The organism is Streptomyces sp. NPDC002884 (assembly GCF_040295245.1).
In the GTDB taxonomy this organism is placed as follows: Bacteria; Actinomycetota; Actinomycetes; order Streptomycetales; family Streptomycetaceae; genus Streptomyces.
The window spans coordinates 307,747-330,658 of the sequence record NZ_JBEOVB010000002.1 but is presented as its reverse complement, the minus strand read 5'-3'; the positions used below and the strand labels follow the sequence as shown (position 1 = coordinate 330,658).

Annotated in this window: 13 protein-coding genes and 2 pseudogenes; 14 read left to right on the top strand and 1 reads right to left on the bottom strand. The window is 72.1% G+C overall.

Annotation, left to right across the window (positions count from 1 at the left end; translation table 11 throughout):
* Nucleotides 1-116: 116 nt before the first annotated feature.
* The 5 genes and pseudogenes from xylB to exaC all read left to right on the top strand — a co-directional run bounded on the left by xylB (nt 117) and on the right by exaC (nt 6,953).
* Nucleotides 117-1,562: a xylulokinase gene (xylB, locus tag ABT070_RS05865; protein ID WP_351755212.1), complete on the top strand. Its 1,446-nt coding sequence runs from the start codon at nt 117-119 to the stop codon at nt 1,560-1,562.
* Nucleotides 1,563-1,584: 22 nt separating this feature from the next.
* Nucleotides 1,585-2,793: an ROK family protein gene (locus ABT070_RS05860; protein WP_351755209.1), complete on the top strand. Its 1,209-nt coding sequence runs from the start codon at nt 1,585-1,587 to the stop codon at nt 2,791-2,793.
* 337 nt (nt 2,794-3,130) lie between these two features.
* Nucleotides 3,131-3,729, top strand: a pseudogene (locus ABT070_RS05855) (N-acetylmuramoyl-L-alanine amidase).
* A gap of 116 nt (nt 3,730-3,845) precedes the next feature.
* Nucleotides 3,846-5,114, top strand: a complete 1,269-nt coding sequence (locus tag ABT070_RS05850; RefSeq protein ID WP_351755207.1) for a GAF domain-containing protein — start codon at nt 3,846-3,848, stop codon at nt 5,112-5,114.
* A gap of 315 nt (nt 5,115-5,429) precedes the next feature.
* Nucleotides 5,430-6,953 carry an acetaldehyde dehydrogenase ExaC gene (exaC, locus tag ABT070_RS05845; protein ID WP_351755205.1) on the top strand — a complete coding sequence of 508 codons (1,524 nt, stop codon included), beginning with the start codon at nt 5,430-5,432 and terminating at the stop codon, nt 6,951-6,953.
* 190 nt (nt 6,954-7,143) lie between these two features.
* Here the strand turns inward: exaC and ABT070_RS05840 are convergent, their stop codons facing one another.
* On the bottom strand, nt 7,144-7,341 hold the full coding sequence (locus ABT070_RS05840) for a hypothetical protein (protein WP_351755202.1): 198 nt from the start codon (nt 7,339-7,341) through the stop codon (nt 7,144-7,146).
* Between the two features lie 877 nt (nt 7,342-8,218).
* On the opposite strand from ABT070_RS05840, the gene ABT070_RS05835 reads away from it, so the two are divergent.
* The 9 genes and pseudogenes from ABT070_RS05835 (at nt 8,219) to ABT070_RS05795 (ending at nt 22,911) form a co-directional block, all read left to right on the top strand.
* Nucleotides 8,219-9,697 carry a sugar transferase gene (locus ABT070_RS05835; protein WP_351755199.1) on the top strand — a complete coding sequence of 493 codons (1,479 nt, stop codon included), beginning with the start codon at nt 8,219-8,221 and terminating at the stop codon, nt 9,695-9,697.
* Between the two features lie 82 nt (nt 9,698-9,779).
* The gene (locus ABT070_RS05830; RefSeq protein ID WP_351755196.1) at nt 9,780-11,108 is read left to right on the top strand and encodes a nucleotide sugar dehydrogenase; all 1,329 of its coding nucleotides are present in this window, start codon (nt 9,780-9,782) and stop codon (nt 11,106-11,108) included.
* Between the two features lies 1 nt (nt 11,109).
* Nucleotides 11,110-12,365 (top strand): annotated as a pseudogene (locus ABT070_RS05825) (glycosyltransferase family 4 protein).
* Nucleotides 12,362-13,732 carry a Wzz/FepE/Etk N-terminal domain-containing protein gene (locus ABT070_RS05820; RefSeq protein ID WP_351755190.1) on the top strand — a complete coding sequence of 457 codons (1,371 nt, stop codon included), beginning with the start codon at nt 12,362-12,364 and terminating at the stop codon, nt 13,730-13,732. Before ABT070_RS05825 ends, ABT070_RS05820 begins: the two are co-directional and overlap by 4 nt.
* On the top strand, nt 13,729-15,249 hold the full coding sequence (locus ABT070_RS05815; protein WP_351755188.1) for a Wzz/FepE/Etk N-terminal domain-containing protein: 1,521 nt from the start codon (nt 13,729-13,731) through the stop codon (nt 15,247-15,249). Before ABT070_RS05820 ends, ABT070_RS05815 begins: the two co-directional genes overlap by 4 nt.
* A 2-nt stretch (nt 15,250-15,251) precedes the next feature.
* Nucleotides 15,252-17,186: an asparagine synthase (glutamine-hydrolyzing) gene (gene asnB / locus ABT070_RS05810; RefSeq protein WP_351755186.1), complete on the top strand. Its 1,935-nt coding sequence runs from the start codon at nt 15,252-15,254 to the stop codon at nt 17,184-17,186.
* 17 nt (nt 17,187-17,203) lie between these two features.
* Nucleotides 17,204-19,408: a bi-domain-containing oxidoreductase gene (locus ABT070_RS05805; RefSeq protein WP_351755183.1), complete on the top strand. Its 2,205-nt coding sequence runs from the start codon at nt 17,204-17,206 to the stop codon at nt 19,406-19,408.
* A complete protein-coding gene (locus ABT070_RS05800) occupies nt 19,405-21,381 on the top strand; it encodes a heparinase II/III family protein (protein ID WP_351755181.1) in 1,977 nt (658 codons plus the stop codon). The genes ABT070_RS05805 and ABT070_RS05800 overlap by 4 nt, the downstream gene beginning before the upstream one ends.
* 9 nt (nt 21,382-21,390) lie before the next feature.
* The gene (locus ABT070_RS05795) at nt 21,391-22,911 is read left to right on the top strand and encodes a right-handed parallel beta-helix repeat-containing protein (RefSeq protein ID WP_351755178.1); all 1,521 of its coding nucleotides are present in this window, start codon (nt 21,391-21,393) and stop codon (nt 22,909-22,911) included.
* Nucleotide 22,912: the final 1 nt, after the last annotated feature.

The following is a 22,912-nucleotide window of genomic DNA, read 5'->3' as shown; positions in this document are numbered from 1 at the left end:
GCTTGAAGACTGTGTCACCGACTATTTCGTCATGGCAGTTTACAAATTAGTATGCGGACGCATCTCGTGGGAAGACAGATCCCGCAGAGCCGCGGAAAAACTTGAGGGAGAACCCGATGTCAGCAGCCGAGGGTCCGCTCGTCGTCGGCGTGGACACGTCCACCCAGTCCACCAAGGCGCTGGTCGTGGACGCGGCCACCGGGGAGGTCGTCGCGAGCGGCCAGGCGCCGCACACGGTGACCTCCGGGGCCGGCCGTGAGAGCGACCCCCGCCAGTGGTGGGACGCCTTGCGGGAGGCCCTGCACCAGTGCGGTGACGCGGCCCGCGAGGCCGCCGCGGTATCGGTCGGCGGGCAGCAGCACGGGCTCGTCACCCTGGACGAGCGCGGCGAGCCGGTGCGCCCGGCGCTGCTGTGGAACGACGTGCGCTCGGCCCCGCAGGCCCGTCGGCTGACCGAGGAACTGGGCGGAGCGAAGTTCTGGGCGGAGCGCACCGGGTCCGTCCCGGCCGCTTCCTTCACGGTCACGAAGTGGGCCTGGCTGGCGGAGCACGAGCCGGAGGCCCTGCGCGCCACGAAGGCCGTGCGCCTCCCGCACGACTACCTCACCGAGCGCCTCACGGGTGAGGGCACCACCGACCGCGGTGACGCGTCGGGCACCGGCTGGTGGGCGTCCGCGACCGAGTCGTACGACGCGGAGATCCTCGCCCACGTGGGCCTCGACCCGGCGCTGCTGCCCCGCGTGGTGCGGCCCGGGGAAGTGGCGGGCACCGTACGCGACAGTCACGACCTGCCCTTCGCCAAGGGCACCCTGGTCGCCCCGGGCACCGGGGACAACGCCGCGGCGGCGCTCGGCCTCGGGCTCCGCCCCGGCACGCCCGTGCTGAGCCTCGGCACCTCGGGCACGGTGTACGCGGTCGCCAGGCACCGCCCCACCGACCCCACCGGCACCGTGGCCGGCTTCGCCGACGCGCACGGCGACTGGCTGCCGCTCGCCTGCACCCTGAACTGCACCCTCGCCGTCGATCGCGTCGCCGCCCTGCTGGGCCTGGACCGCGAGGCCGTGGAGCCCACCTCCGAGCTCACGCTGCTGCCCTACCTGGACGGCGAACGCACCCCGAACCTGCCGAACGCCTCGGGCCTCCTGCACGGTCTGCGCCACGACACGACCGCCGGCCAGCTGCTCCAGGCCGCCTACGACGGCGCCGTGCACTCCCTGCTCGGCGCGCTGGACCTGGTCCTCGACGAGGACGCGGACCGCTCGGCCCCGCTGCTGCTGATCGGCGGTGGCGCCCGGGGCACGGCCTGGCAGCAGACCGTGCGCCGGCTGTCCGGGCGGCCGGTCCAGGTGCCCGAGGCCAGGGAACTCGTCGCGCTGGGTGCCGCGGCACAGGCGGCGGGCCTGCTGACCGGCGAGGACCCGGCCGCCGTCGCCCGCCGCTGGAACACCACCCGGGGTCCGGTGCTGGACGCCGTCGAGCGGGACGAGGCGACGCTGGCCAGGATCGCCGGGGTACTCTCCGACGCGGCCCCGCTGCTGGACCGGAGCACGGACGCCCACTGAGCATCGACGAATCGACGGAGGCATGACCGCACCGCTGCACGAGGCCCGGCCGACCGGCCCGGGGCGCGCACTGCCCGACACCCAGCAGGGCATGCGCCGCCGCAACCTGGCCCGGGTGATGCACGCCGTCAGCGCCGAGGGACCGCTCTCGCGCGCGGCGGTCGCCTCACGCATCGGCCTGACCCGGGCAGCGGTCTCGACCCTCGTCGACGAACTCATACGCACCGGACTGCTCGAGGAGCTGGGCCCCGAGCGGCCGGGCCGGGTGGGCCGCCCCGGTTCGGCGCTGGCGGTCAGCGGGCGCGGTCCGTCGGGCATAGGCGCCGAGATCGGCGTCGACCACCTGGCGGCCTGCGCCGTCGATCTGCGCGGTGAGGTGCGGGCGCGCGCCGTGCGGCACGGCACGAACCGGGGCCGCTCCCCCGAGCCGGTGGTCGAGGAACTGACCGGGCTCGTGCGCCAGGTGGTCGCCGAGGCCGAGCGCGAGGGGCTGTGGCCTGCCGGACTCGCCGTGGCCGTCCCCGGCCTGGTCGCCCGCGACGCCCGTACGGTCGTCCGCGCGCCGAACCTCGACTGGCAGGACGTCGACCTCGGCGCGCTGCTGCCCGGGGAGTTCCCGCTGACCGTGGACAACGAGGCCAACTTCGGCGGACTGGCCGAGCTCTGGCTCGGCGCGGACACTCCGGGGGACTTCCTGCACGTCTCGGCGGAGATCGGCATCGGCGCCGCGCTGGTGGTGGACGGCAGCCTGCTGCGCGGCACCCGCGGCTTCGCCGGCGAGCTGGGTCATGTGCCGGTGCACCCCGACGGACCGGAGTGCGTGTGCGGCGGGCGCGGATGCCTGGAGCAGTACGCCGGCGAGGAAGCGGTGCTGCGCGCCGCCGGGCTGGAACCGGGCGAGGACCGTGTCGGACTCCTCGCGGGACGCGCCGCGGACGGCGACCCCGACGTACGGCGGGCGCTGCGCGAGGCGGGAACGGCCCTCGGCATCGCTCTCACCGGGGCGCTCAATCTCCTGGACCCTGAGGGCGTCGTGCTCGGTGGCGCCCTGGCCGGGCTCGCGCCGTGGCTGCTGCCGTCCCTCGAGACCGAGCTCTCCCGGCGCACGGCGGGTCCCGCCCGTCCCGTGTCCGTCTCCCGGCTGGGCCCCGAGGGCCCGTTGCTGGGAGCCGCGCACTCGGTGGTGCGGGCCGTGCTGGACGACCCCGCGGCGGTGGCGGAGCGGGCCTGAGCGGCCGGGGCCGTGGCCCGGCCGGGTCACCGACTGGGTCACCGGCCGGCGTCCGCCCTCGTGTCGGCCGAGGTGCCGACCGGGCTGGAACTCCCCGTTCGGGTGAGCGAGTTGTCCACAGTTCCGCGCTCGTCCACCGGCTCCCGGCGTGTCCTCCTGCCTGACCGGCCGGCGTCGTAACGTGATGTGTGCGGGCGCAGTCGCCGAGTGACGACGGCAGCGGCCGGCCGGTACGGGATCACGGGTTCCGCGAGTCGGACGCGTCCTGGATCGACCGGCGCCCCGCGCACGGCCGGTGCCGCCTGCCGGACGTCCGAGACCTCGAAAGGCAACCCCTGTGGAACGCACTCGACCCCTCCCCGGCCGACGCCGGATCCTGAAGGGCGCCGCCCTCGCCGCCGTTCCGTACGTACTGCTGCCCGACGCGCAGGCGGGCGCCGAGCCCCGGACCGTCGACTACCCGCTCGCCGAGTGGCAGCCCGCGACCGCCGCCAACCGCACGGCGGCGAACCGCCCCGCCACCCATCCCGTCGACCGCGTCGTCATCCATGTCACACAGACCCTGTACGCCAAGGCCCTGACCGTCTTTCAGAACCCGCGCAAGAAGGTGTCCGCCCACTACGTCGTGCGCTCCGTGGACGGTCATGTGGCGCAGTGCGTGCGTGAACCGGACATCGCCTGGCATGCGGGGAACTGGGACTACAACACCCGCAGCATCGGTATCGAGCACGAGGGCTGGGTGGACAGACCGGCCTACTTCACCGACGCCCTCTACGAGGAATCCGCCCGGCTGACGGCGTCGGTCTGCGACCGGTACGGCATCCCGAAGGACCGGGCCCACATCATCGGCCACTACGAGGTGCCGGGCAGCGATCACACCGATCCCGGTCCGAACTGGGCTGGGGCCGCTACCTGAGGCTCGTGGGCAGCACCTGACCCGCACCGGACCGAAAGCAGACGGCCGGCTTCGGGGCGACGTCGTCCAAACGGTTGTCGGTCCGCGTACCCGGAGTGACGATGTCCCCAGCCCTATCGCCTTCCGGGAGGACGAGTTGACCGATCCCTGGGTCGCCCTGGAACCGGGTGCCGACCCCGCCGAGCGGGTACGGGCCCTGCGGCGGGCGCATGAGACGTTCACCGAGGCGGGCACCGTGCCGCGGCCGGTGCGTGCCGTCGTGGCCGACTCCTGGCGGCGTTCCGCGCGGGCCGGCGTCGGTCCCGACGGCACGGCGAGCGTCGAACTGACCGACGGCGATCTCGGCGCCTACCGGTCGGAGCATCCGCTGGCGCGGGTGATGCCGCTGTTCCGTGAGCTGATGGGCACGTTCGCCGCCGACGGAGAGCACCTGCTGGCGGTGTGCGACACGCGCGGCAGGCTGTTGTGGGTCGAGGGTCACGCGGCGACCCGGCGGCAGGCGGGGCGGATGAACTTCGTGCCGGGCGCGCGCTGGGCGGAGAGCGCGGTCGGGACGAACGCGCCGGGCACCGCGGTCGCCCTGGACCGGCCGGTGCAGGTGTTCGCGGCCGAGCACTTCATCCGGCGGGTGCAGCCGTGGACGTGCGCCGCCGCTCCGGTACACGATCCGCGGACCGGGCGGGTGTTGGGCGCCGTGGACATCACGGGCGGGAACGGGCTGGCGCATCCGCACAGCCTGGGCTTCGTGCAGGCCGTCGCGCGGGCCGCGGAGGCGCACCTGGCGCTGCTCGCCCCGGAGCGGCCCGCCGTCGACGCACCGCAGCTCACCGTGCTGGGCCGGGACGAGGCTCGTCTGGTCACCGGCGGCCGTGACATCAGGCTGAGCCGTCGGCACAGCGAGATCCTGGTGCTGCTGGCCCGCCACCCCGAGGGCCTGACGGGCGACGAGCTGCTGTGCGCGCTGTACGAGGACGAGTCGGTGCCCCCCGTGACACTGCGGGCCGAACTCGCCAGGCTGCGTGGGGTGCTCGGCCCCGGGCTGCTGGCCTCGCGCCCCTACCGGCTCACCGTGGCGTGCGAGTCGGACGTCGCCGTCGTCGAACGAAGGCTGGCGGCCGGCGCGGTCACGGCGGCCGTGGCCGCGTACACCGGGCCACCGCTGCCGTCGTCCCAGGCACCGGCGGTGGCACGGCTCAGACGCCTGCTCGCCGAGGGCCTGCGCGCCGCGCTGATCGCCTGCGGCGACCCCGACCTGCTGGCGGACTGGGCGCACGCGCCGTGGGGCGAGGACGACCTCGGCGTCTGGCGGGCGCTCGCGGCGGCCCGCCCGACAGCCGCGATACGGGCCCGTCTCGCGTCCCTCGAATCGGAGCTGACGGCACCGACCGGATGGCCGCACCTGTAGGCCGGACCCCTGGCCCACAGGCGAGGCATCGCCCAGCGAGACATCGCAAAGCCGAGCCGGACGTCGAAAGCCAGGCGCCGGAAGCCGGAAGCCGGACGTCGGACGCCGGAAGCCAGGCGTCGCAAAGCCGAGCCGGACGTCGGAAGCCAGGCGCCGGAAGCCAGGAGTCGAACAGCGAGGCGTCGGGAAGCGAGGCGCCCGCAGGAAGGAGGCCGTCCCGGCGGGCGGCGCAACGTGGATGCAACGTCCGCCTTCCTAGCCTCCCGCGGAGAGCTGCCCAACGGCGGGCAGCGCTGCTGAGGGAGGCAGAGCAGGATGACCCGTTACGCGGCGCCCGGCACCGAGGGCGCGATCGTCTCCTACCAGACGCGTTACGACCACTTCATCGGCGGCGAATACGTGCCCCCGGCGCGGGGGCAGTACTTCGACAACCCGTCTCCGGTGAACGGCGAGACGTTCACCGAGGTGGCGCGCGGTACGGCGGAGGACGTGGAGCGGGCACTCGACGCGGCGCACGCGGCCGCGCCGGGCTGGGGCCGCGCCTCGGCAACCGAGCGCTCCGACATCCTGCTGAAGATCGCCGACCGGATGGAGGCGCATCTGGAACCCCTGGCGGTCGCGGAGAGCTGGGAGAACGGCAAGCCGGTCCGCGAGACGCTGGCCGCGGACATCCCGCTGGCCATCGACCACTTCCGCTACTTCGCCGGCGCGGTCCGGGCCCAGGAGGGTTCGCTCAGCGAGGTCGACGACGACACGGTGGCGTACCACTTCCACGAGCCGCTCGGCGTCGTCGCGCAGATCATCCCGTGGAACTTCCCGATCCTGATGGCGACATGGAAGCTCGCGCCGGCGCTCGCCGCGGGCAACACGATCGTCCTCAAGCCCGCCGAGCAGACGCCGGTGTCCATCCACTACTGGATGAGCCTGATCGCCGATCTGCTGCCGCCGGGTGTGGTGAACATCGTCAACGGCTTCGGCGAGGAGGCGGGCAAGCCGCTCGCGTCCAGCCCTCGGGTGGCGAAGATCGCCTTCACGGGCGAGACGTCGACGGGGCGGCTGATCATGCAGTACGCCTCACAGAACCTCAAGCCCGTCACGCTGGAACTGGGCGGCAAGTCGCCGAACATCTTCTTCGACGACGTGTGGGAGAAGGACGACGACCTGCGCGACAAGGCCCTCGAGGGCTTCACCATGTTCGCGCTGAACCAGGGCGAGGTCTGCACCTGCCCGTCGCGCGGGCTGATCCAGCGCGGCAACTACGGCGACTTCATCGAGGCGGCCGTCGCCCGTACCGAGCTGATCAAGCCCGGCCATCCGCTGGACACCGACACGATGATCGGCGCCCAGGCGTCCAGCGACCAGCTCGCCAAGATCCTGTCGTACATCGACATCGGCCGGGAGGAGGGCGCCAAGATCCTCACCGGTGGCGAACGCGCCGAGTACGAGGGGGACTTGAAGGGGGGCTACTACGTCCGCCCGACGATCTTCGAGGGCGACAACCGTATGCGGGTCTTCCAGGAGGAGATCTTCGGACCGGTGGTCTCCGTGGCCTCGTTCGACGACTTCGACGACGCCATCAAGATCGCGAACGACACGCTGTACGGCCTCGGTGCGGGCGTGTGGACGCGCGACATCAACACGGCGTACCGCGCGGGCCGGGCGATCCAGGCGGGGCGCGTCTGGACGAACTGTTACCACGCGTACCCGGCCCACGCCGCCTTCGGCGGCTACAAGCAGTCGGGCATCGGCCGCGAGACGCACAAGATGATGCTGGAGCACTACCAGCAGACGAAGAACCTGCTGGTGTCGTACTCGCCGAAGAAGCTCGGCTTCTTCTAGAAGCCACCAGCATGGAGAAGGGCGTCCGAGCCGGGAGAACTCCCGCTCGGACGCCCTTCGTGCCCACTCGGCGTCCACTCCCGAAAGCGGCTCAGCGGCGCCGTGCCGGAAGGGACAGCGTTCGCGGTTTGAACCCTGGGCAGACCGCCCCCATGTCGCTGCGGGAAGCTCGGCCACACAGGCAGCCGCGTCACCGTGGTGGTGACGTCGGTGGCGCCGCCTGGAGGAACAGGCTCGTCCGCTTGTGGTCGTGCTCGTGCTCGTGGTGGCTGTCGCGGTCGCTGTCGTGCTCGTGGTCGTGGTCGTGATCGTTGTCGTGGCCGTCGTCGCCGGTCGTCCGGTTGTCCGGTCGGCGCAGCCGTCCCGGTCGGTCGGCTTCGCGGGTCAAAACAGTCCAGGATGTCTGTCAGGCACCCTCACACCAGCCGAATTCCGTCGTCTGTCGACGGTCGAACCCCGCCATCGCTGCGAACACCCTTGGCCGGAAAGCCGGCCCAAGATCCCCGCTCCCCCGGCGGGCACGCCTTTCGCCGCGCTCTCCACCGCCGAGCCGTTGACCAGGAGAGACGTCCGGCTGACGTACGTACGGCTCGAGAAGCTCGCTCCGTACGAGCCTTGAGCCGGCTCGGGCGTCGTCCGCTCTCGGCGCCCGGTCGCCTCCTGCCTCCCGAAAGGCTCTTTGGCCTGTGCGAGAAGGAGTCTGACGTCTCATCAGATCGCCCGCCGACGGGGCTCATCACCGCGTGGAAAACGCGCCCGGGAGCCGGCTGAGCCGCCGGCGCGCGCGGTGGCGCAAAGGCACCGGTAGGCGTCACCGATCGGCGGTTCCTGCCCTGAAAACGTTGAGCACAAATTACACACAACCCTCTCTTCATACTGGCCCCGATGGTCTAGATTGACCATGCTTCAGCTGTTCGAACACCAGGCGTCCAGTAACGATCTTTTGGTCCGGCGCTACGGAAAGCCGGCAGTCGCGGCCCCGGCGCCAGGCGTGGGGGTGATCAGCTCTTGGAGCCCGAGAGGGGCGTTGGGTGCGGGGAGCACCTGGGGTCTCGACGGGTTCCCGTACACCTCGTGAGTCGGCAGGACATACAAGTCCGCTGCCGCCGGGGTGGGTTGCTCAAATAGCTCTGTCATGGGCGGAGCTGTCATGCGCGGGAGGCGGGGGCCTCCCGAGGGGGGAACAGTGCGGGGGGCGGGGGCCTCCCGGGGGGAGGAACAGTGTTGGGCGAACACGTCGAGCCACTGGGGACCTGGGGGGTTCTGTGCGGCAAGGGGGACTAGTCAGCCCGTTTCCGTCAGCGCGCGAGCGTCTGGCGAACGGCGCGACAAGACAGCCCGCGATCGAGTGGGAGCAGCGGTACCGCCGTGCCGTGGTCACCAGCGACACCGTGGCAACCGCCGTCGTAGTAGCGGCGATCGGCAACTTCTTCGGGGCCCGGGACGCGGCCAACTGGCACGAGAAGTGGGGGATTCTCGCATTCGGCACCGAGCTGCTGGTGCTGGGGGCGCTTGCGGTGAGCCGGTCGTGGGCGCCTGCCGTGCTCGGCCAGGGCGCCGAGGAATTCCGCCGGCTCGGACGCTCCCTGTTCACGGCCACCGTCGTGCTGGCGCTCGGCGGGATCGCTCTCACCTCGCGCAACATCAAACTCTGGATCTTCGTCGCGATCCCGGCGATCGCGATCGTCACCATGACCGCGCGGTATTTACTGCGCCTCTGGTTGCACAAACAGCGCAAGGAAGGCCGGTGCCTGCGGCCGGTGCTCGCGGCCGGGAGCCCGGCCACCGTGCACGACCTGATCACCCGGACCCGCAAGTTCCCGCACCTCGGCTGGCGGGTGGACGCCGTCTGCACGACGGACGTCCGCGGGCTCGACGGTGACCAGCTGGACGGAGTGCCGGTCGTCGGCCGGCTGGCGGACGTCGCGGGCCACGTCCACCGTGACGGCTACCGTGTCGTCGCGGTCACACCGGACCCGCACTGGTCACCGGACCGGCTGCGACGGCTGGCCTGGAACCTCGAAGGCAGCGATGCCGAGATGGTCGTGGCCCCCGTGCTGATGGAGGTGGCCGGTCCCCGGCTGCATGTCGACGCGGTGCTCGGGATCCCGCTGCTGCGGGTCAGCATGCCGACCTTCACCGGTGGCCGCCGGGCGGTCAAGGGGGTCGTCGACCGGATAGGCGCAACGATTCTGCTGGTGCTGTTCGCGCCGCTGATGGTGTGCGTCGGGCTGCTCGTGCTGATGGACAGCCGGGGTGGGGCGTTCTACCGCCAGCGCAGGGTCGGCAAGGACGGACGCGAGTTCACCATTCTCAAGTTCCGCACCATGGTCGCCGGGGCCGACAGGGCGCGTGCCGGGCTGGCCGACCGCAACGAGGGCGCCGGCCTGCTGTTCAAGCTCCGCCGGGATCCGCGGGTGACCCGGGTGGGAGCAGTGCTGCGCCGGTACTCGCTCGACGAGCTCCCGCAGCTCTTCAACGTGCTCACCGGATCGATGTCGCTCGTCGGTCCGCGGCCCCCGTTGCCGGAGGAGTCCGCCGCGTACGGCCCGGACATCCGGCGGCGGCTGCTGGTCAAGCCCGGACTCACCGGCCTGTGGCAGATCAGCGGACGCAGCGACCTGTCGTGGGAGGAGGCGGTCCGGCTGGACCTGCGGTACGTGGAGGACTGGTCGCTCGCCCTGGACACGGTGATCTTGTGGAAGACGCTGCGTGCGGTGCTCTACGGGCAGGGGGCGTACTGATGCGCGGGGGTCTGCAACTCAACGGTCCCGCCGACGCGCGGACCGCAGGCCGGAACGGCCTGTCTGGGGGGAGGAACGGGTCATGAGAGTCAGCGTTTTCGGGCTCGGCTACGTGGGCTGCGTGTCGGCCGCGTGCCTGGCCAGCATGGGGCACGAGGTCATCGGGGTGGACGTGAACCAGGTGAAGGTCGACCTGGTCAACGAAGGAAAGGCCCCGGTGGTCGAGGAGCGGATCGGCGAGCTCATCGCCGAGGTCGTGCGGACCGGAGCGTTGCGCGCCACCGGCGACGTCCGCGAAGCGATCATGGACAGCGAGATGTCGCTGGTCTGCGTGGGCACGCCGTCGGAGCCCAACGGCAGCCTGTGCACCACCTACTTGGAGCGGGTCACCGAGGAGATCGGCGCCGTGCTGGCCGAGGGGGGCAAGCAGGGAGGCCGGCACACCGTCGTGTTCCGCAGCACCATGCTCCCGGGCACCTGCCTGAACCTGCTGGTACCGATCCTGGAGAAATACGTCGGCGGCACGGCCGGAGTGGACATCGGGGTCGCGGTCAACCCGGAGTTCCTGCGCGAGGGCACGAGCGTGCGGGACTTCTTCGACCCGCCGAAGACGGTCATCGGCGAGCTCGACGCGGCGAGCGGCGAGGCGGTGTCGGCGCTGTACGACGGCCTGCCCGGCGAGGTGTTCCGGGTACCGGTCCCGACGGCCGAGGCGATCAAGTACGCGGACAACGCGTTCCACGGCCTCAAGATCGGCTTCGCGAACGAGCTCGGCGCCGTGTGCCAGGCGCTCGGGGTGGACTCGCACCAGGTGATGGACGTGTTCCTGGCCGACCGCAAGCTGAACATCAGCCCCGCCTACCTGCGGCCGGGCTTCGCCTTCGGCGGCTCCTGCCTGCCCAAGGACCTGCGCAGCCTGGTCCACGCGGCGCAGCGGGCGGACGTCTCGGTGCCCATCCTCGCCCACGTGCTGCCCTCCAACTCCGACCATCTGCAGCGCGCGGTGGAGCTGGTCGAGCGCACCGGCAAGCGCCGGGTGGGGATGTTCGGGCTGTCCTTCAAACCCGGCACCGACGACCTGCGCGAGAGCCCGCTCGTCGAGCTGGCGGAGAGGCTCTTCGGCAAGGGGTACGACCTGCGGATCCACGACGCCAACGTGAGCCTCTCCCGGCTGCTCGGCGCGAACCGCGAGTACGTCGAGACCCGGCTGCCGCACCTCGCGCAGCTGCTCGCGGATTCCGTCGAGGAGGTGCTCGATCACGCCGAGGTGTGCCTGGTCGGGACCAGGGATCCGGACGTGCTGGCGGCGCTGCCCCACGGCGGCGACGGCCCGGTGATCGTCGACCTCATCCACCTTCCCGACGCCGACGCGCGCCGGGCCGAACCGGGGTACGTGGGCCTTGCCTGGTGACATGACCAGCGGCGACCGGCACGACCGGCGCGCGCTGATCCTGGTGGAGAACCTGTCGGTGCCGTTCGACCGGCGGGTGTGGCAGGAGTGCACGACCCTGCGCGACGCGGGCTGGGAGGTGCACGTCATCTGCCCGCAGGGCAGCAAGCGGGACACGGAGCCGGAGGCGGAGATCGACGGGGTGCGGATCCACCGCTATCCGTTGCGCGCGGCCACCGGCGGGCCGGCCGGCTACCTGCGGGAGTACGGATCGGCGTTGTGGCACACGGTAAGGCTGGCCCGGAAGGTCGGCCCGGTCGACGTGGTCCACGCCTGCAACCCGCCCGACCTGCTGTTCCTTCCGGCGCTGTGGATGAAGCGGCGTGGCGCGCGGTTCGTCTTCGACCAGCACGACCTGGTACCCGAGCTGTACCTCTCCCGGTTCGACCGCGGCGAGGATCTGCTCTACCGCGCCGTGTGCGCACTGGAACGGCGGACCTACCGGGCCGCGGACGTCGTGCTCGCCACGAACGAGAGCTACCGGGACGTCGCGGTGAGCCGTGGCGGTCAGCGGCCCGAGGACGTCTTCGTGGTGCGCAGCGCGCCCGACATCGACCGGTTCCACCCCGTGCCGCCCGAGCCGGAGTTGAAGCGGGGCAAGCCTCATCTGCTGTGCTACCTGGGCGTCATGGGCCCGCAGGACGGCGTCGACTACGCGTTGCGGGCCCTCGCGAAGCTGCGCGACGAGCTCGGGCGGACCGACTGGCACGCGGTGTTCGTCGGCGCCGGCGACACCTTCGACGCGATGGTGGAGCTGTCCCGGCAACTCGGGCTCGCGGAGCAGGTGCAGTTCACCGGGCGCATTCCGGACGCCGATCTGGTGCGCTACCTGTCCACCGCGGACGTGTGTCTCTCCCCCGACCCGCACAATCCGCTCAACGACGTGTCGACCATGAACAAGGTCCTGGAATACATGGTGATGGGCCGGCCGGTCGTCTCGTTCGACCTCCGGGAGGCGCGAGTCTCCGCCGGCGACGCCGCCGTCTACGCGCCCGCCAACGACGAGGCCGCGTTCGCCGAGCTCATCGCGACGCTGCTGGACGATCCGGAGAAGCGGGCCCAGATGGGCAAGATCGGCCAGGAGCGGATCGGCGGGCCGCTCTCCTGGCGCAACTCCCAGCAGTCGCTGCTCGCCGCCTACGCCGCCGCCTGCCGGGACCACACCCCGGTGTCGGCGGGCGACCCGGACAGGGCACAGGGCGGAGGCCGCACCGTTGAACGATGACACGATACGCCTGGTCACGATCGGGCGGATTATCCGTCGGCGCTGGCGGCTTCTCACCATCCTCGCCGTGGTGGGTGCGCTCGTCGGCTTCGGCGCCTCCCTGCTGTTCCCGCCGCGGTACACGACGTCCGCGTCGGTACTGCTGCCGGGGGCGTGGGAGGAGCGCGAGCTGCTGACCCAGGCGGAGATCGCGACCAGTTCGGTGGTGGTCGACCGCGCGGCCGCCACGCTCGACTGGACCGGGGTCAGCGGCGGCGAGCTGCGGGATCAGGTGAGCGCCAAGGCCGCCGACGGGAACATCATCAAGATCTCGGGCACGGCCGACACCCCGGAGCGCGCACAGCAACTCTCCGACCAGGTGGCCCAGCAGTTCGTCACCTTCGCCGCGCGGATCGTGGACGACAACACCGATCCCGAGGCGGCGGCACAGCTCGAGGAACTGCAGCAGATGGTGGTGCAGACCAACCGCCGCATCACCGAGCTGGCCGACGCGACCGATCCGGGGCAGACCGTGGAGAGCGTCCAGACCCGCACCGAGCTCGCGAAGCTGCGTACCGCGCTGCAGGAGGCCATCAACAAGCTGGACCAGGCCGACCCGGCCGCCAACCAGGCCAACATGGTGGTCATGGGACCGGCGGGCCGGCCGGCCGGCGAGGCGCCGCCGACGAGGACGCAGCTCATCGTCGCCGGGGCGCTGCTGTTCTTCCTGCTCGCGGTCGTCGGCCATCTCACCGCCGCGCGGATGAGCCGCCGGCTGCGCACCGAACCGGAGATCGCCGCGGCGCTGGGCTCGGCGCTGCTGGGTACCGTCGACGTACCGGGCGAACGGCCCGCGCGCCGGCCGGAGGACCGTGGCCCGCGGGCCCGGATCCGCCGGCTGCTGGGCGTCGACGTCCGGTGGGACATCCCGACCCCGCAGACGTCCGGCGACGAGGCCAGCAGGCAGATCCGCTACCGACGGGTGTACGCCCGCCTCCGGGACCGGCTGCCGTCCCCCCGGCGGCTGCTGGTCGTCGTCCCGGACGGCGACGAGATCGCCCGCCGGGCCGCCGACCAGCTCGTCGCCGCGGCCGGGAGCGATCCGCTGCTGCGGGTGGTGGAGGTCTCGGTGTCCGAGCCGATGGTGCCGGACCACGACGACGGCGAGTCCGGGGCCCTGGTCGTGCTCAGCGCGGGCAGCTGGACCGCGGGGGAGCTCGCCGGCATCGCCGACGCGTGCGCGGACGCCAAGCACGAGGTCGTCGGCATCGTCCTCGCCGGCACGGCCTGGGCCCGTCCCACGCCGTCTGCCGACCGTCCTCGGCATGCCGCCGCACCGGCGCTAGCGGTGGGCCACGACACGACGGGAGGTGCACAGTGACGACGCGTACGACTTCGGAGCCGTCGGCCGCCGCTCCGCTGCTGGACCTGCAGGTGCTGGTGGTGGCGGTGCGCAGGCGGCGGCGCCTCTGGTGCTCCCTGGCACTGCTGGGGCTGCTCGCCGGCGCGGCGATGGCGGTCCTGCTGCCGCCGCCGCCGACCGCGGTGACCAAGGTGCTGGTGGCGCATCAGGAGGACCAGCCCAACGACCCCGGAACTCTGATCCGCACCGATGTCGCGCTGCTGCACACCACGCGGATCGCGAGCAAGGCGCTGCAGGCCCTCGGGTCCTCCGAGAAACCGGAGGACTTCATGCAGGACTACGGGGGTATCGGCCTGACCAACAACCTGCTGCAGATCACGGTGACCGGTGACAGCGACGCGGAGGCGGTGGCCCGCGCCGAGGCGCTGGCCGACGCGTTCGTCGCGGACCACGTGAGCCGGATCCAGCAGGCCGCGAACGCCGAGGCCAAGGCGCTGCTCGACCAGCGTGACCGCATGCGGGACGATCTCGCCCAGGTCGACAAGGCGATCGGGGACGGATCGTCGGAGACCGGGCCGAAGGCGTCGGCGAACATGGAGTCCCTCTTCGCCCGCCGGGCCGAACTCACCTCGCGGATCACCGATTTCGGCCAGCGCGCCGCGGAGGCGCGCATCGGCACGCCCCAGCTCGTCGCCGGCACACAGATCGTGGACGCCCCGCGCGCGGTACGGCACTCCCTGCCCAGGACCGCCGCCACCGACGCCGCGATCGGGTTCGTCCTCGGACTCGCCCTCGGACTCGCGGTGGCCGCGGTCGGCACGGTGGTGGCGGACCGCCCCGTACTGCGCCGGGAGATCGCCGCGAACCTCGGCGCCTCGGTCGTCGCGGAGCTGCCCCGCCGGTCGGCGAGGCGGTGGCAGCGCCGACGGATCCGGGCGGCACGCGAACGGCTCACCGCGTCCCTGGCCCGCACCGTGCGCAGCTCCGCGGAACCGGTGTCCCTGCTGGAGCTGGGCTGTGCGCGCAACACGAGCGTGCTCGCCCTGGACCTCGCCGGGGCACTGGCGGCGGAGGGGCCGGTGGTCGTCGTCGACGGTCTGCCCGGCCCGCAGCTCGCCAAGCGCCGCCCTAAGCCGGGAGACCCGACCGTCGTCAGCGGCGGGAGTGCAGCGGCCGAGCCGCATCAGGAACTCCGGCTCGGCGTCGGCTCGGTGGCGCCCGGCGCGGCGTGGACCGACCTCCAGTACCTCGGCACGCGGACCGTGCTCGTGGTGCGTGCCGGGCACGGCAGCGCCGCATGGCTGCACACCGTGGCGCGGCAGCTCGCGGACCAGCGCATCGAGGTGATCGGCGTGGTGCTGATCGATCCCGATCCGCGTGACCGGACCGACGGCACGCTGTGGGACGGGCTGGACATCGCGCTGCGCGGCCAGAGCGAGCGGCTGGCCCGCCAGAACGGAACGAACCGGCAGCGGACCGAGCGGCTGCCGATGTGGGCGGCACGCGTCCCGGACAGCGACCAGGAGGCGCGCTAGACATGTGTGGCATCGCAGGCACTTACCGATGGCCGGACGGGAAGGTCGTGACCGACCGGCTCACCGACACCCTCGCCCACCGCGGTCCGGACGGGGCGGGCCGCTACAGCCACCCCGTCGGCGACGGCGAAGTGCACCTCGGGCACCGTCGGCTGGCCATCATCGACCTGTCCGAGACCGGCGCCCAGCCGATGGTCTCGGACGGCCTCGTCCTGACGTACAACGGCGAGCTGTACAACGCACCCGAGCTGCGCACCGAGTTGAAGGCCGCCGGGGTGCGCTTCCGCGGTACCTCCGACACCGAGGTGCTGCTGGAGGCCTGGCGGCGCTGGGGCACGGACTGTCTGCCCCGGCTGCGCGGCATGTTCGCGTTCGGGATCTTCGACGAGCGAACCGGTGACCTGGTGGTCGCCCGCGACCAGCTCGGCATCAAGCCGCTGTTCCTGCTGCGGCGCGGCGAGGGTCTGATGTTCGCCTCCGAGCTCAAGGCGCTCGCCGCCGCGACCGGCGGGTCGCTGGAGGTGGATCACGCGGCGCTGGTGGCCTCGCTGCTGTACTACTGGGTGCCGGACTCACGGTGCGCGTTCCGCGAGGCGGAGAAGCTGCCGCCGGGGAGCTGGCTCCGGTGCCGGCCCGACGGCCGGGTGGAGCGCGGCCGGTACTGGCAGCTGAAGGACGTCGCCGCCGAGGGCCGGGAGCGGATCCGCAGCGGTGAACAGCCGGACCTGGCCGCCGTCGTGGAGGATTCGACCCAGCGGCACATGCTCTCCGACGTACCCGTGGCGACCTTCCTCTCCGGCGGTCTCGACTCCAGCTACCTGACCGCGCTCGCGGCCCGCAGCCAACCCGGGATCTCGGCCTACACCATCGGGTTCCGCGCCGAGGACGCCAGGTTCGAGGCGATGCCGGACGATCTGCGCTATGCCCGGCAGGTGGCCGAGCGGTTCGGTGTCGACCTGCACGAGATCGAGATCGCTCCGAACGTGCTCGACCTGCTGCCGCAGATGACGTACCACCTGGACGAGCCGATCGGCGACCCCGCCGCGATCAACACCTTCCTGATCTGCCAGGCCGCCCGGGAGGCCGGGGTCAAGGTGATGCTCTCGGGGATGGGTGCCGACGAGCTGTTCGCCGGTTACCGCAAGCACCTGGCCAACCTGCTCGCACTGCGCTACCAGCGCGTCCCGCGGCCCGTGCGGCGCGGTCTGTCCGCGGCCGTGGACCGGCTGCCGGTCGCCACGGCCCGCCGGGGGTACCGGTCGGTGCGCTTCGCGAAGCGGTTCCTCTCCTTCGCCGATCTGCCGGAGGAGACCGCGTTCCGGCGCAGCTACACCATGTACGACCAGGACGAGCTGCTCGCCCTGGTCGATCCGGACCTGGCCGGGACGGTCGACGACGTGCTGACCGAGCATGCGGACGTCTACCGGGACAACGACCTCGACGACTTCGTCAACCGCATGTGCCTGGGCGACGCCCGGATGTTCCTGCCGGGCCTGAACCTCGCCTACACGGACCGGTCGAGCATGGCCGCGTCGACCGAGGTGCGGGTGCCGTACGTGGACGTCGAGGTGGTCAAGGCGGCGTTCGCCGTGCCCGGCGAACGCAAGATCGTCGGACGGCAGGGCAAGGCCGTCCTCAAGGAGGCGGCCGGCTCGATCCTGCCCCGGGAGATCGTGTACCGGCCGAAGGGCCTGTTCAGCGCCCCGCTGCGCGCCTGGATGAGCCGGGATCTGGCACCGCTGGTGCGCGAGGTGGTGAACGACGGCGTGCTCGTCGGTTCCGGGCTCCTGCGCCGTGACGCGCTGGCACGCATGGTCGCCGAGGACGCCGCCGGGCAGCGGGACTTCTCCAAACATCTGTGGCATGTGCTGACCCTCGAGTACTGGTATCGCGACGCGACCTCCGGGGCCGGCCAGAACTCTTCCTTGACTGCGTAGAGACAAGAGGACTTCGGGTGAAACAGGTTGTGCAGAACTACAAGAGCGGCGAGCTGGCGGTGCTCGTCGTACCGGCGCCGGGGTGCAAGCCGGGCGGTGTGCTGGTCCGCAGCGCCTACTCGCTGATCTCCACCGGGACCGAACTCATGAAGGTGTCCGAGGCCGGCATGTCGATGCTGGGCAAGGCCCGCTCCCGGCCGGACCAGGTGGCCAAGGTCGTCCAGAGCGTGGCCACCAACGGACTGCCCGCCACCTACCGCAAGGTGATGGGCAAACTGGACTCGTACACTCCGCTGGGCTACTCGCTGTGCGGGGTGGTCGAGCAGGTCGGCACCGGGATCGACGACGTCAAGGTCGGCGACCTCGTGGCCTGCGCCGGCAACGAGCACGCGTTGCACGCCGAGCTGAACTGGGTGCCGAAGAACCTCTACGCCCGGGTGCCGGACGGCCTCGCACCCCGGCACGCGGCCTTCGGCACCGTCGGGTCGATCGCGATGCAGGGCGTCCGCCAGGGCGAGCCGCAGCTCGGCGAGGTGGCGCTGGTCATCGGCCTCGGGCTGATCGGGCAGCTCGTCGTGCAGCTGCTGACCGCCTCCGGCGTCCGCGTCGTCGGGGCCGACCCCGACCCGGTGCGCTGCGAGCTCGCCGAGCGCCTCGGCGCGGTGGCCTGCGGCGATCCCGCCTCCGCGGCCGTGGAGACCGCCGTCGCCGAACTCACCGACGGCCATGGCGTGGACCAGGTGTACCTGGCCGCCGGCGGCACCGGCAACCAGCCCGTCGAGCTGGCCGCGCGGCTCTGCCGGGACCGCGGCCGGGTCGTCGACATCGGCAAGTGCCGCCTGGACCTGCCGTGGAACGCGTACTACGAGAAGGAACTCGACGTCCGGTTCTCCCGCTCGTACGGCCCCGGGCGCTACGACCCGGAGTACGAGCTCGAGGGGCGGGACTACCCGATCGGCTACGTGCGCTGGACCGAGCGCCGCAACCTCGCGTGCTTTCTCGATCTCCTCGCCCGCGGCCGCGTCGACGTGGAGCCCCTGGTCTCCCACATCGCCGACTTCGATGACGCCGTCGAGACGTACCGGCGTCTGAAGGACGGCGAACTGAAGGCGGTGGCCGTGCTGTTCCGCTACCCGGAGCAGCAAGAGGAAGCGGAGGAAGCGCAGGAAGCGCAGGCCCCGGCGGTGGCCGTGCCCGCGGTGCGACGCGGCAGCCGGGCGTCGGCCCCGGCCCGGTCCGCCAAGGCGCCGGTGCGGGTGGCGTTCGTCGGCGCGGGCAACTACGCGACATCGATGCTGCTGCCGCATCTGGCACAGCGCGACGGCGTGGAGCTGTCCACGGTCGTCACCACGACGGCGCTGTCCGCGGCCAACGCCCAGCGGAAGTTCGGCTTCGCCGAGGCGACCACCGATCTCGACGCCGTGCTGGGCGACAAGTCCATCGACGCGGTGTTCGTCGTCACCCGGCACAGCTCGCACGCCGAACTGACCCGAAGGGCGCTGCTGGCCGGCAAGTCGGTGTTCGTGGAGAAGCCGTTGGCACTCACCGAGGACGAGCTGGCCGGTGTGCTCGCGGCGGTCGAGGAATCCGGCAACGACCGGCTGCAGGTGGGCTTCAACCGCCGGTTCGCGCCGCTCCTGCAGGAGGCCGGGAAACGGTTCGGCGTGCGCACCGGTCCGGCGAGCCTGCGCTACCTGGTCAACGCGGGCCGGCTGCAGCACGGCAGCTGGTACCTCCGGCAGGGCACCGAGGGTTCGCGGTTCGCCGGCGAGGGCGGACACTTCATCGACACGGCGAGCTGGCTTCTCGAGGCCGACCCGGTATCGGTGTACGCGGTCGCCCCGTCCGGCAACGAGGACCTGCAGGTCGTCCTGCGCTACCCGGACGGATCCACCGCCACCATCAGCTATGTCACCACCGGCGCGCCCGGCTTCCCCAAGGAGACGCTGGACCTCGTCGCGGACGGCAAGGTGCTGCGGCTCGACGACTTCGTCCGGGCCGCCGTGTACGACGGCCGCCGCAGGCAATGGGTCGGTTCGCGGCTGCCCAAGGCCCGGGACAAGGGCCAGTCCGTCGAGCTGGCCGCGTTCATCAAGGCCGTGCGGACCGGCGGGCCGATGCCGGTGCCACTGGAGTCGCTGGTCGCCACCACGGCGGCCACCCTCGCCGTACAGACCGGCCTGGCCTGCGGCGCGCCGGTGACGCTGGCGGGGGCGCGATGACGGTGAGCTCGGGGAGTCCGGTCTGGTACCTGCGGCGGCTGTCCCGGATGGGACCGCGGGAGGTCGGCGGCCGGGTGGGCGACGCGGTGCGCAGGCGGCGGTGGCGGTCCGCGCGGCCGGACTGCCCGAGCGTGACCGGCGCCCGGTTCACCGCCGTACTGCCCGCCGGGACGATCGCCGCGATACCTGCGGACGCCGCGAAGCGTCTTCTCGCCGATGCGGACCGGCTGATGGACGGGCACGCCGAGTTCTTCGGGGTGGAGCGCGACGACCTGGCCGACCCGGACTGGTGGTACGACCCGAAGACCGGGCGCCGCGCCCCGTGGGGCTACGCCTTCGACGTGCCGTACCGCGACGAGGACGCGGTGGGGGACATCAAGCAGATCTGGGAGCCGTCCCGGCATCAGTACCTCACCGTGCTCGCCGCCGCCTACGCGGTCACCGGGGACGAGCGGTACGCCGAGCGGGTGGCCGAGCACCTGCGGTCGTGGTGGGCGGCCAACGCGCCGCTGCGCGGGGTGCACTGGACCAGCGGCATCGAGCTGGGCATCCGGCTGCTGTCCTGGGTGTGGATCCGCCGGCTGCTCGACGGCTGGCCCGGCGCGGCCGCCCTGTTCGAGGGCAACCCGGTGGCGCTGAACCAGATCTGGCACCACCAGCGCTGGCTGGCCGCGTTCCCCAGCAGGGGCTCCTCGGCGAACAACCACGTCATCGCCGAGGCCGCCGGGCAGTTGGCCGCGGGCTGCGCGTTCGGGTGGTTCCCCGCCTCGGCGCGCTGGCGGGCCGACGCGCTGCGGTCGCTGGAGCGGCATCTGCGCGGCAACACCTTCGACTCCGGCCTCAACCGGGAGCTGGCGACCGAGTACCACGGACTGGTGCTGGAACTCGGTCTGGCCGCGGTGGCCGAGGCGGATGCCGCGGGCGTGCCGGTCCCCGCGTCCGTCCGGCCGGTACTGCTGCGGATGACCGACGCGCTCGCGGCCGTCGTGGACAGCCGGCTACGGCCGCCGCGCCAGGGGGACGCGGACGACGGCCACGGTCTGGTCGTGGACGGCGCCGGCACCGACCGCTGGGCCTCGCTGCTGGCCACCGGGGACGCCGTGTTCGGCCGGCTCGCCTGGTGGCCGACGGTGACCGGCACCGATGTGCGCACCCCGCTGCTGGCCGCGCTCGTCCGGCCGTACCCGGACGACGGAACCGAACCGGCCGTGACCCGCCCGGCGGGCCGACCGGACCACTTCGCAGACGCGGGCATGACCATCCTGCGCGGTCCGGAGGAGATCTGGTGCCGCTGCGACGGTGGTCCGCACGGCTTCCTCTCCATCGCCGCGCACGGCCACGCGGACGCGCTGTCCGTGGAGGTCCGGCACGACGGGGTCGACGTGCTCGCCGACCCGGGGACGTACTGCTACCACGGGCAGCCCGAGTGGCGGCAGTACTTCCGGTCGACCCTCGGCCACAACACCCTGGAACTGGACGGCGGTGACCAGTCCGTCTCCGGCGGCCCGTTCCTGTGGACCCGGCACGCCCGCAGCCGCGTCCTGGTCGCGGACACGTCCGGCGCCTCCGCCGGGGGGACGGTCCGCTGGTGCGCCGAGCACGACGGTTACCGGCGCTCCGTGCACCGCCGCCGGGTGGAGCTGACGGCCGCGAGCCGGGAGCTGCGGGTGGTCGACGAGGTGCGCGGCCCGCGCCGGGCCGTCCGCCTGGCGTTCCACCTCGGCCCGACGATCGCCGCGGACCTGGTGGGAAACCGGGCGGCGCTCACCTGGACCCGGGAAGGCGAGGACCGCTCCGCGACCCTCGACCTGCCCGCGGGGCTGTCCTGGCGGGCGCACCGGGGCGAGAGCGACCCGCCGCTGGGCTGGTACTCCCCCGGTTTCGGGCGCAAGGAACCCACCACCACGCTGGTCGGCACCGGCTTCGCCGACGGCTCGGAGGGGTTCACCACCGTACTCAGGTTCCGCGGCTAGGGAGGACGCTTGGGGATCAAGTGGCGGCACCGGGCGGTGCCGGCGGCACTGCTGGCGCTGGCCCTGACGGCGGCGACCGGCTGTGATGGCACGCCGGGCGCGCGGCCGAAGCCGACCGCCGCGCCGTCCACGTCCGTGGCCCGGGTGTGCGCCAAGCCGGGGGCCGGGCCGGCGAAGGCGCCGGCGGGCGCGGTGACGGTCGACCCTTCGGTGGCCGGTGACCTGGCCGCGAAGACCAAGAGCAGCCCCCCGAACACCACGTTCTGGCTTCGGCCGGGCAAGCACCGGCTCGGGCCGGACCGCTACGCCCAGGTCATCCCCAAGGAGGGCGACAGCTACCTCGGCGCGCCGGGCGCGGTGCTCGACGGCCGCAGGACCAACCAGTACGCGTTCGGCGGCACCGCCCGCAACGTCACCATCCGCTACCTGACCGTGCAGGGTTTCGTCGCGCCGCACGACGAGGGCGTGGTCAACCACGACTCGGCCGACGGGTGGGTGATCGAGCACGCGACGATCCAGAACAACTCCGGCGCCGGGCTGATGGCCGGTGCCCGCCAGCAGGTCCGTGCCAGCTGCCTGCGCGCCAACGGCCAGTACGGCATGAACGCGTACAAGGCCGGCGGCCCCCTCAGCGGCCTGGTGGTCGAGGGCAACGAGATCGTGGGCAACAACAGGGACGACTGGGAGAAGCGGCGGCCGGGCTGCGGCTGCACCGGAGGAGTCAAGTTCTGGGCCGTCGACGGCGCCGACATACGCGGCAACTGGGTGCACGACAACCGCGGAACCGGGTTGTGGGCGGACACCAACAACAACGACTTCCTCATCGAGGACAACGTGATCGAAGCCAACGACGGTGCCGCGCTGATCTACGAGACCAGCTACAACGCGGTCATCCGGAAGAACACGATCCGGCGGAACAACTGGGTCGAGGGCCGCAGGTACGCCGACCGCGGCGACAACTTCCCGTTCGCGACCGTCTACCTGTCCGAGTCCGGCGGCGAACCACGGATCCGGGCCCGCACGGACAAGATCGAGATCTACCGGAACGTACTGGAGAACAACTGGTCCGGGATCACCCTGTGGGAGAACGCCGACCGGTTCTGCAACAGCCCGGCCAACACCTCGTCCGGTGACTGCACGCTGCTGGTGAAGAACACCGACCGCTGCGCACAGCCGGCGATCGCCACCGCGCCGCTCTACGCCGACTGCCGGTGGAAGACCCAGCGGGTGGACATCCACGGCAACCGCTTCGTGCTGGACAAGTCCGTCGTCGACTGCACGGTGAAGTGCGACCGCATGGCGGTGCTGGCCAACTACGGCACCTATCCGGACTGGTCGCCGTACCAGGGCGAGCGGGTGGCCGAGGCGATCACCCGCACGCAGCACAACAGCTGGCACGACAACGCCTACGTCGGACCCTGGAAGTTCGTCGCCCACGACCCGAGCCGGATACTCGACTCCGGGCAGTGGCAGGGCACGCCGTACCAGCAGGACGCGGGCAGCACCTTCCGCGCACGGGACGGTGGTTGAG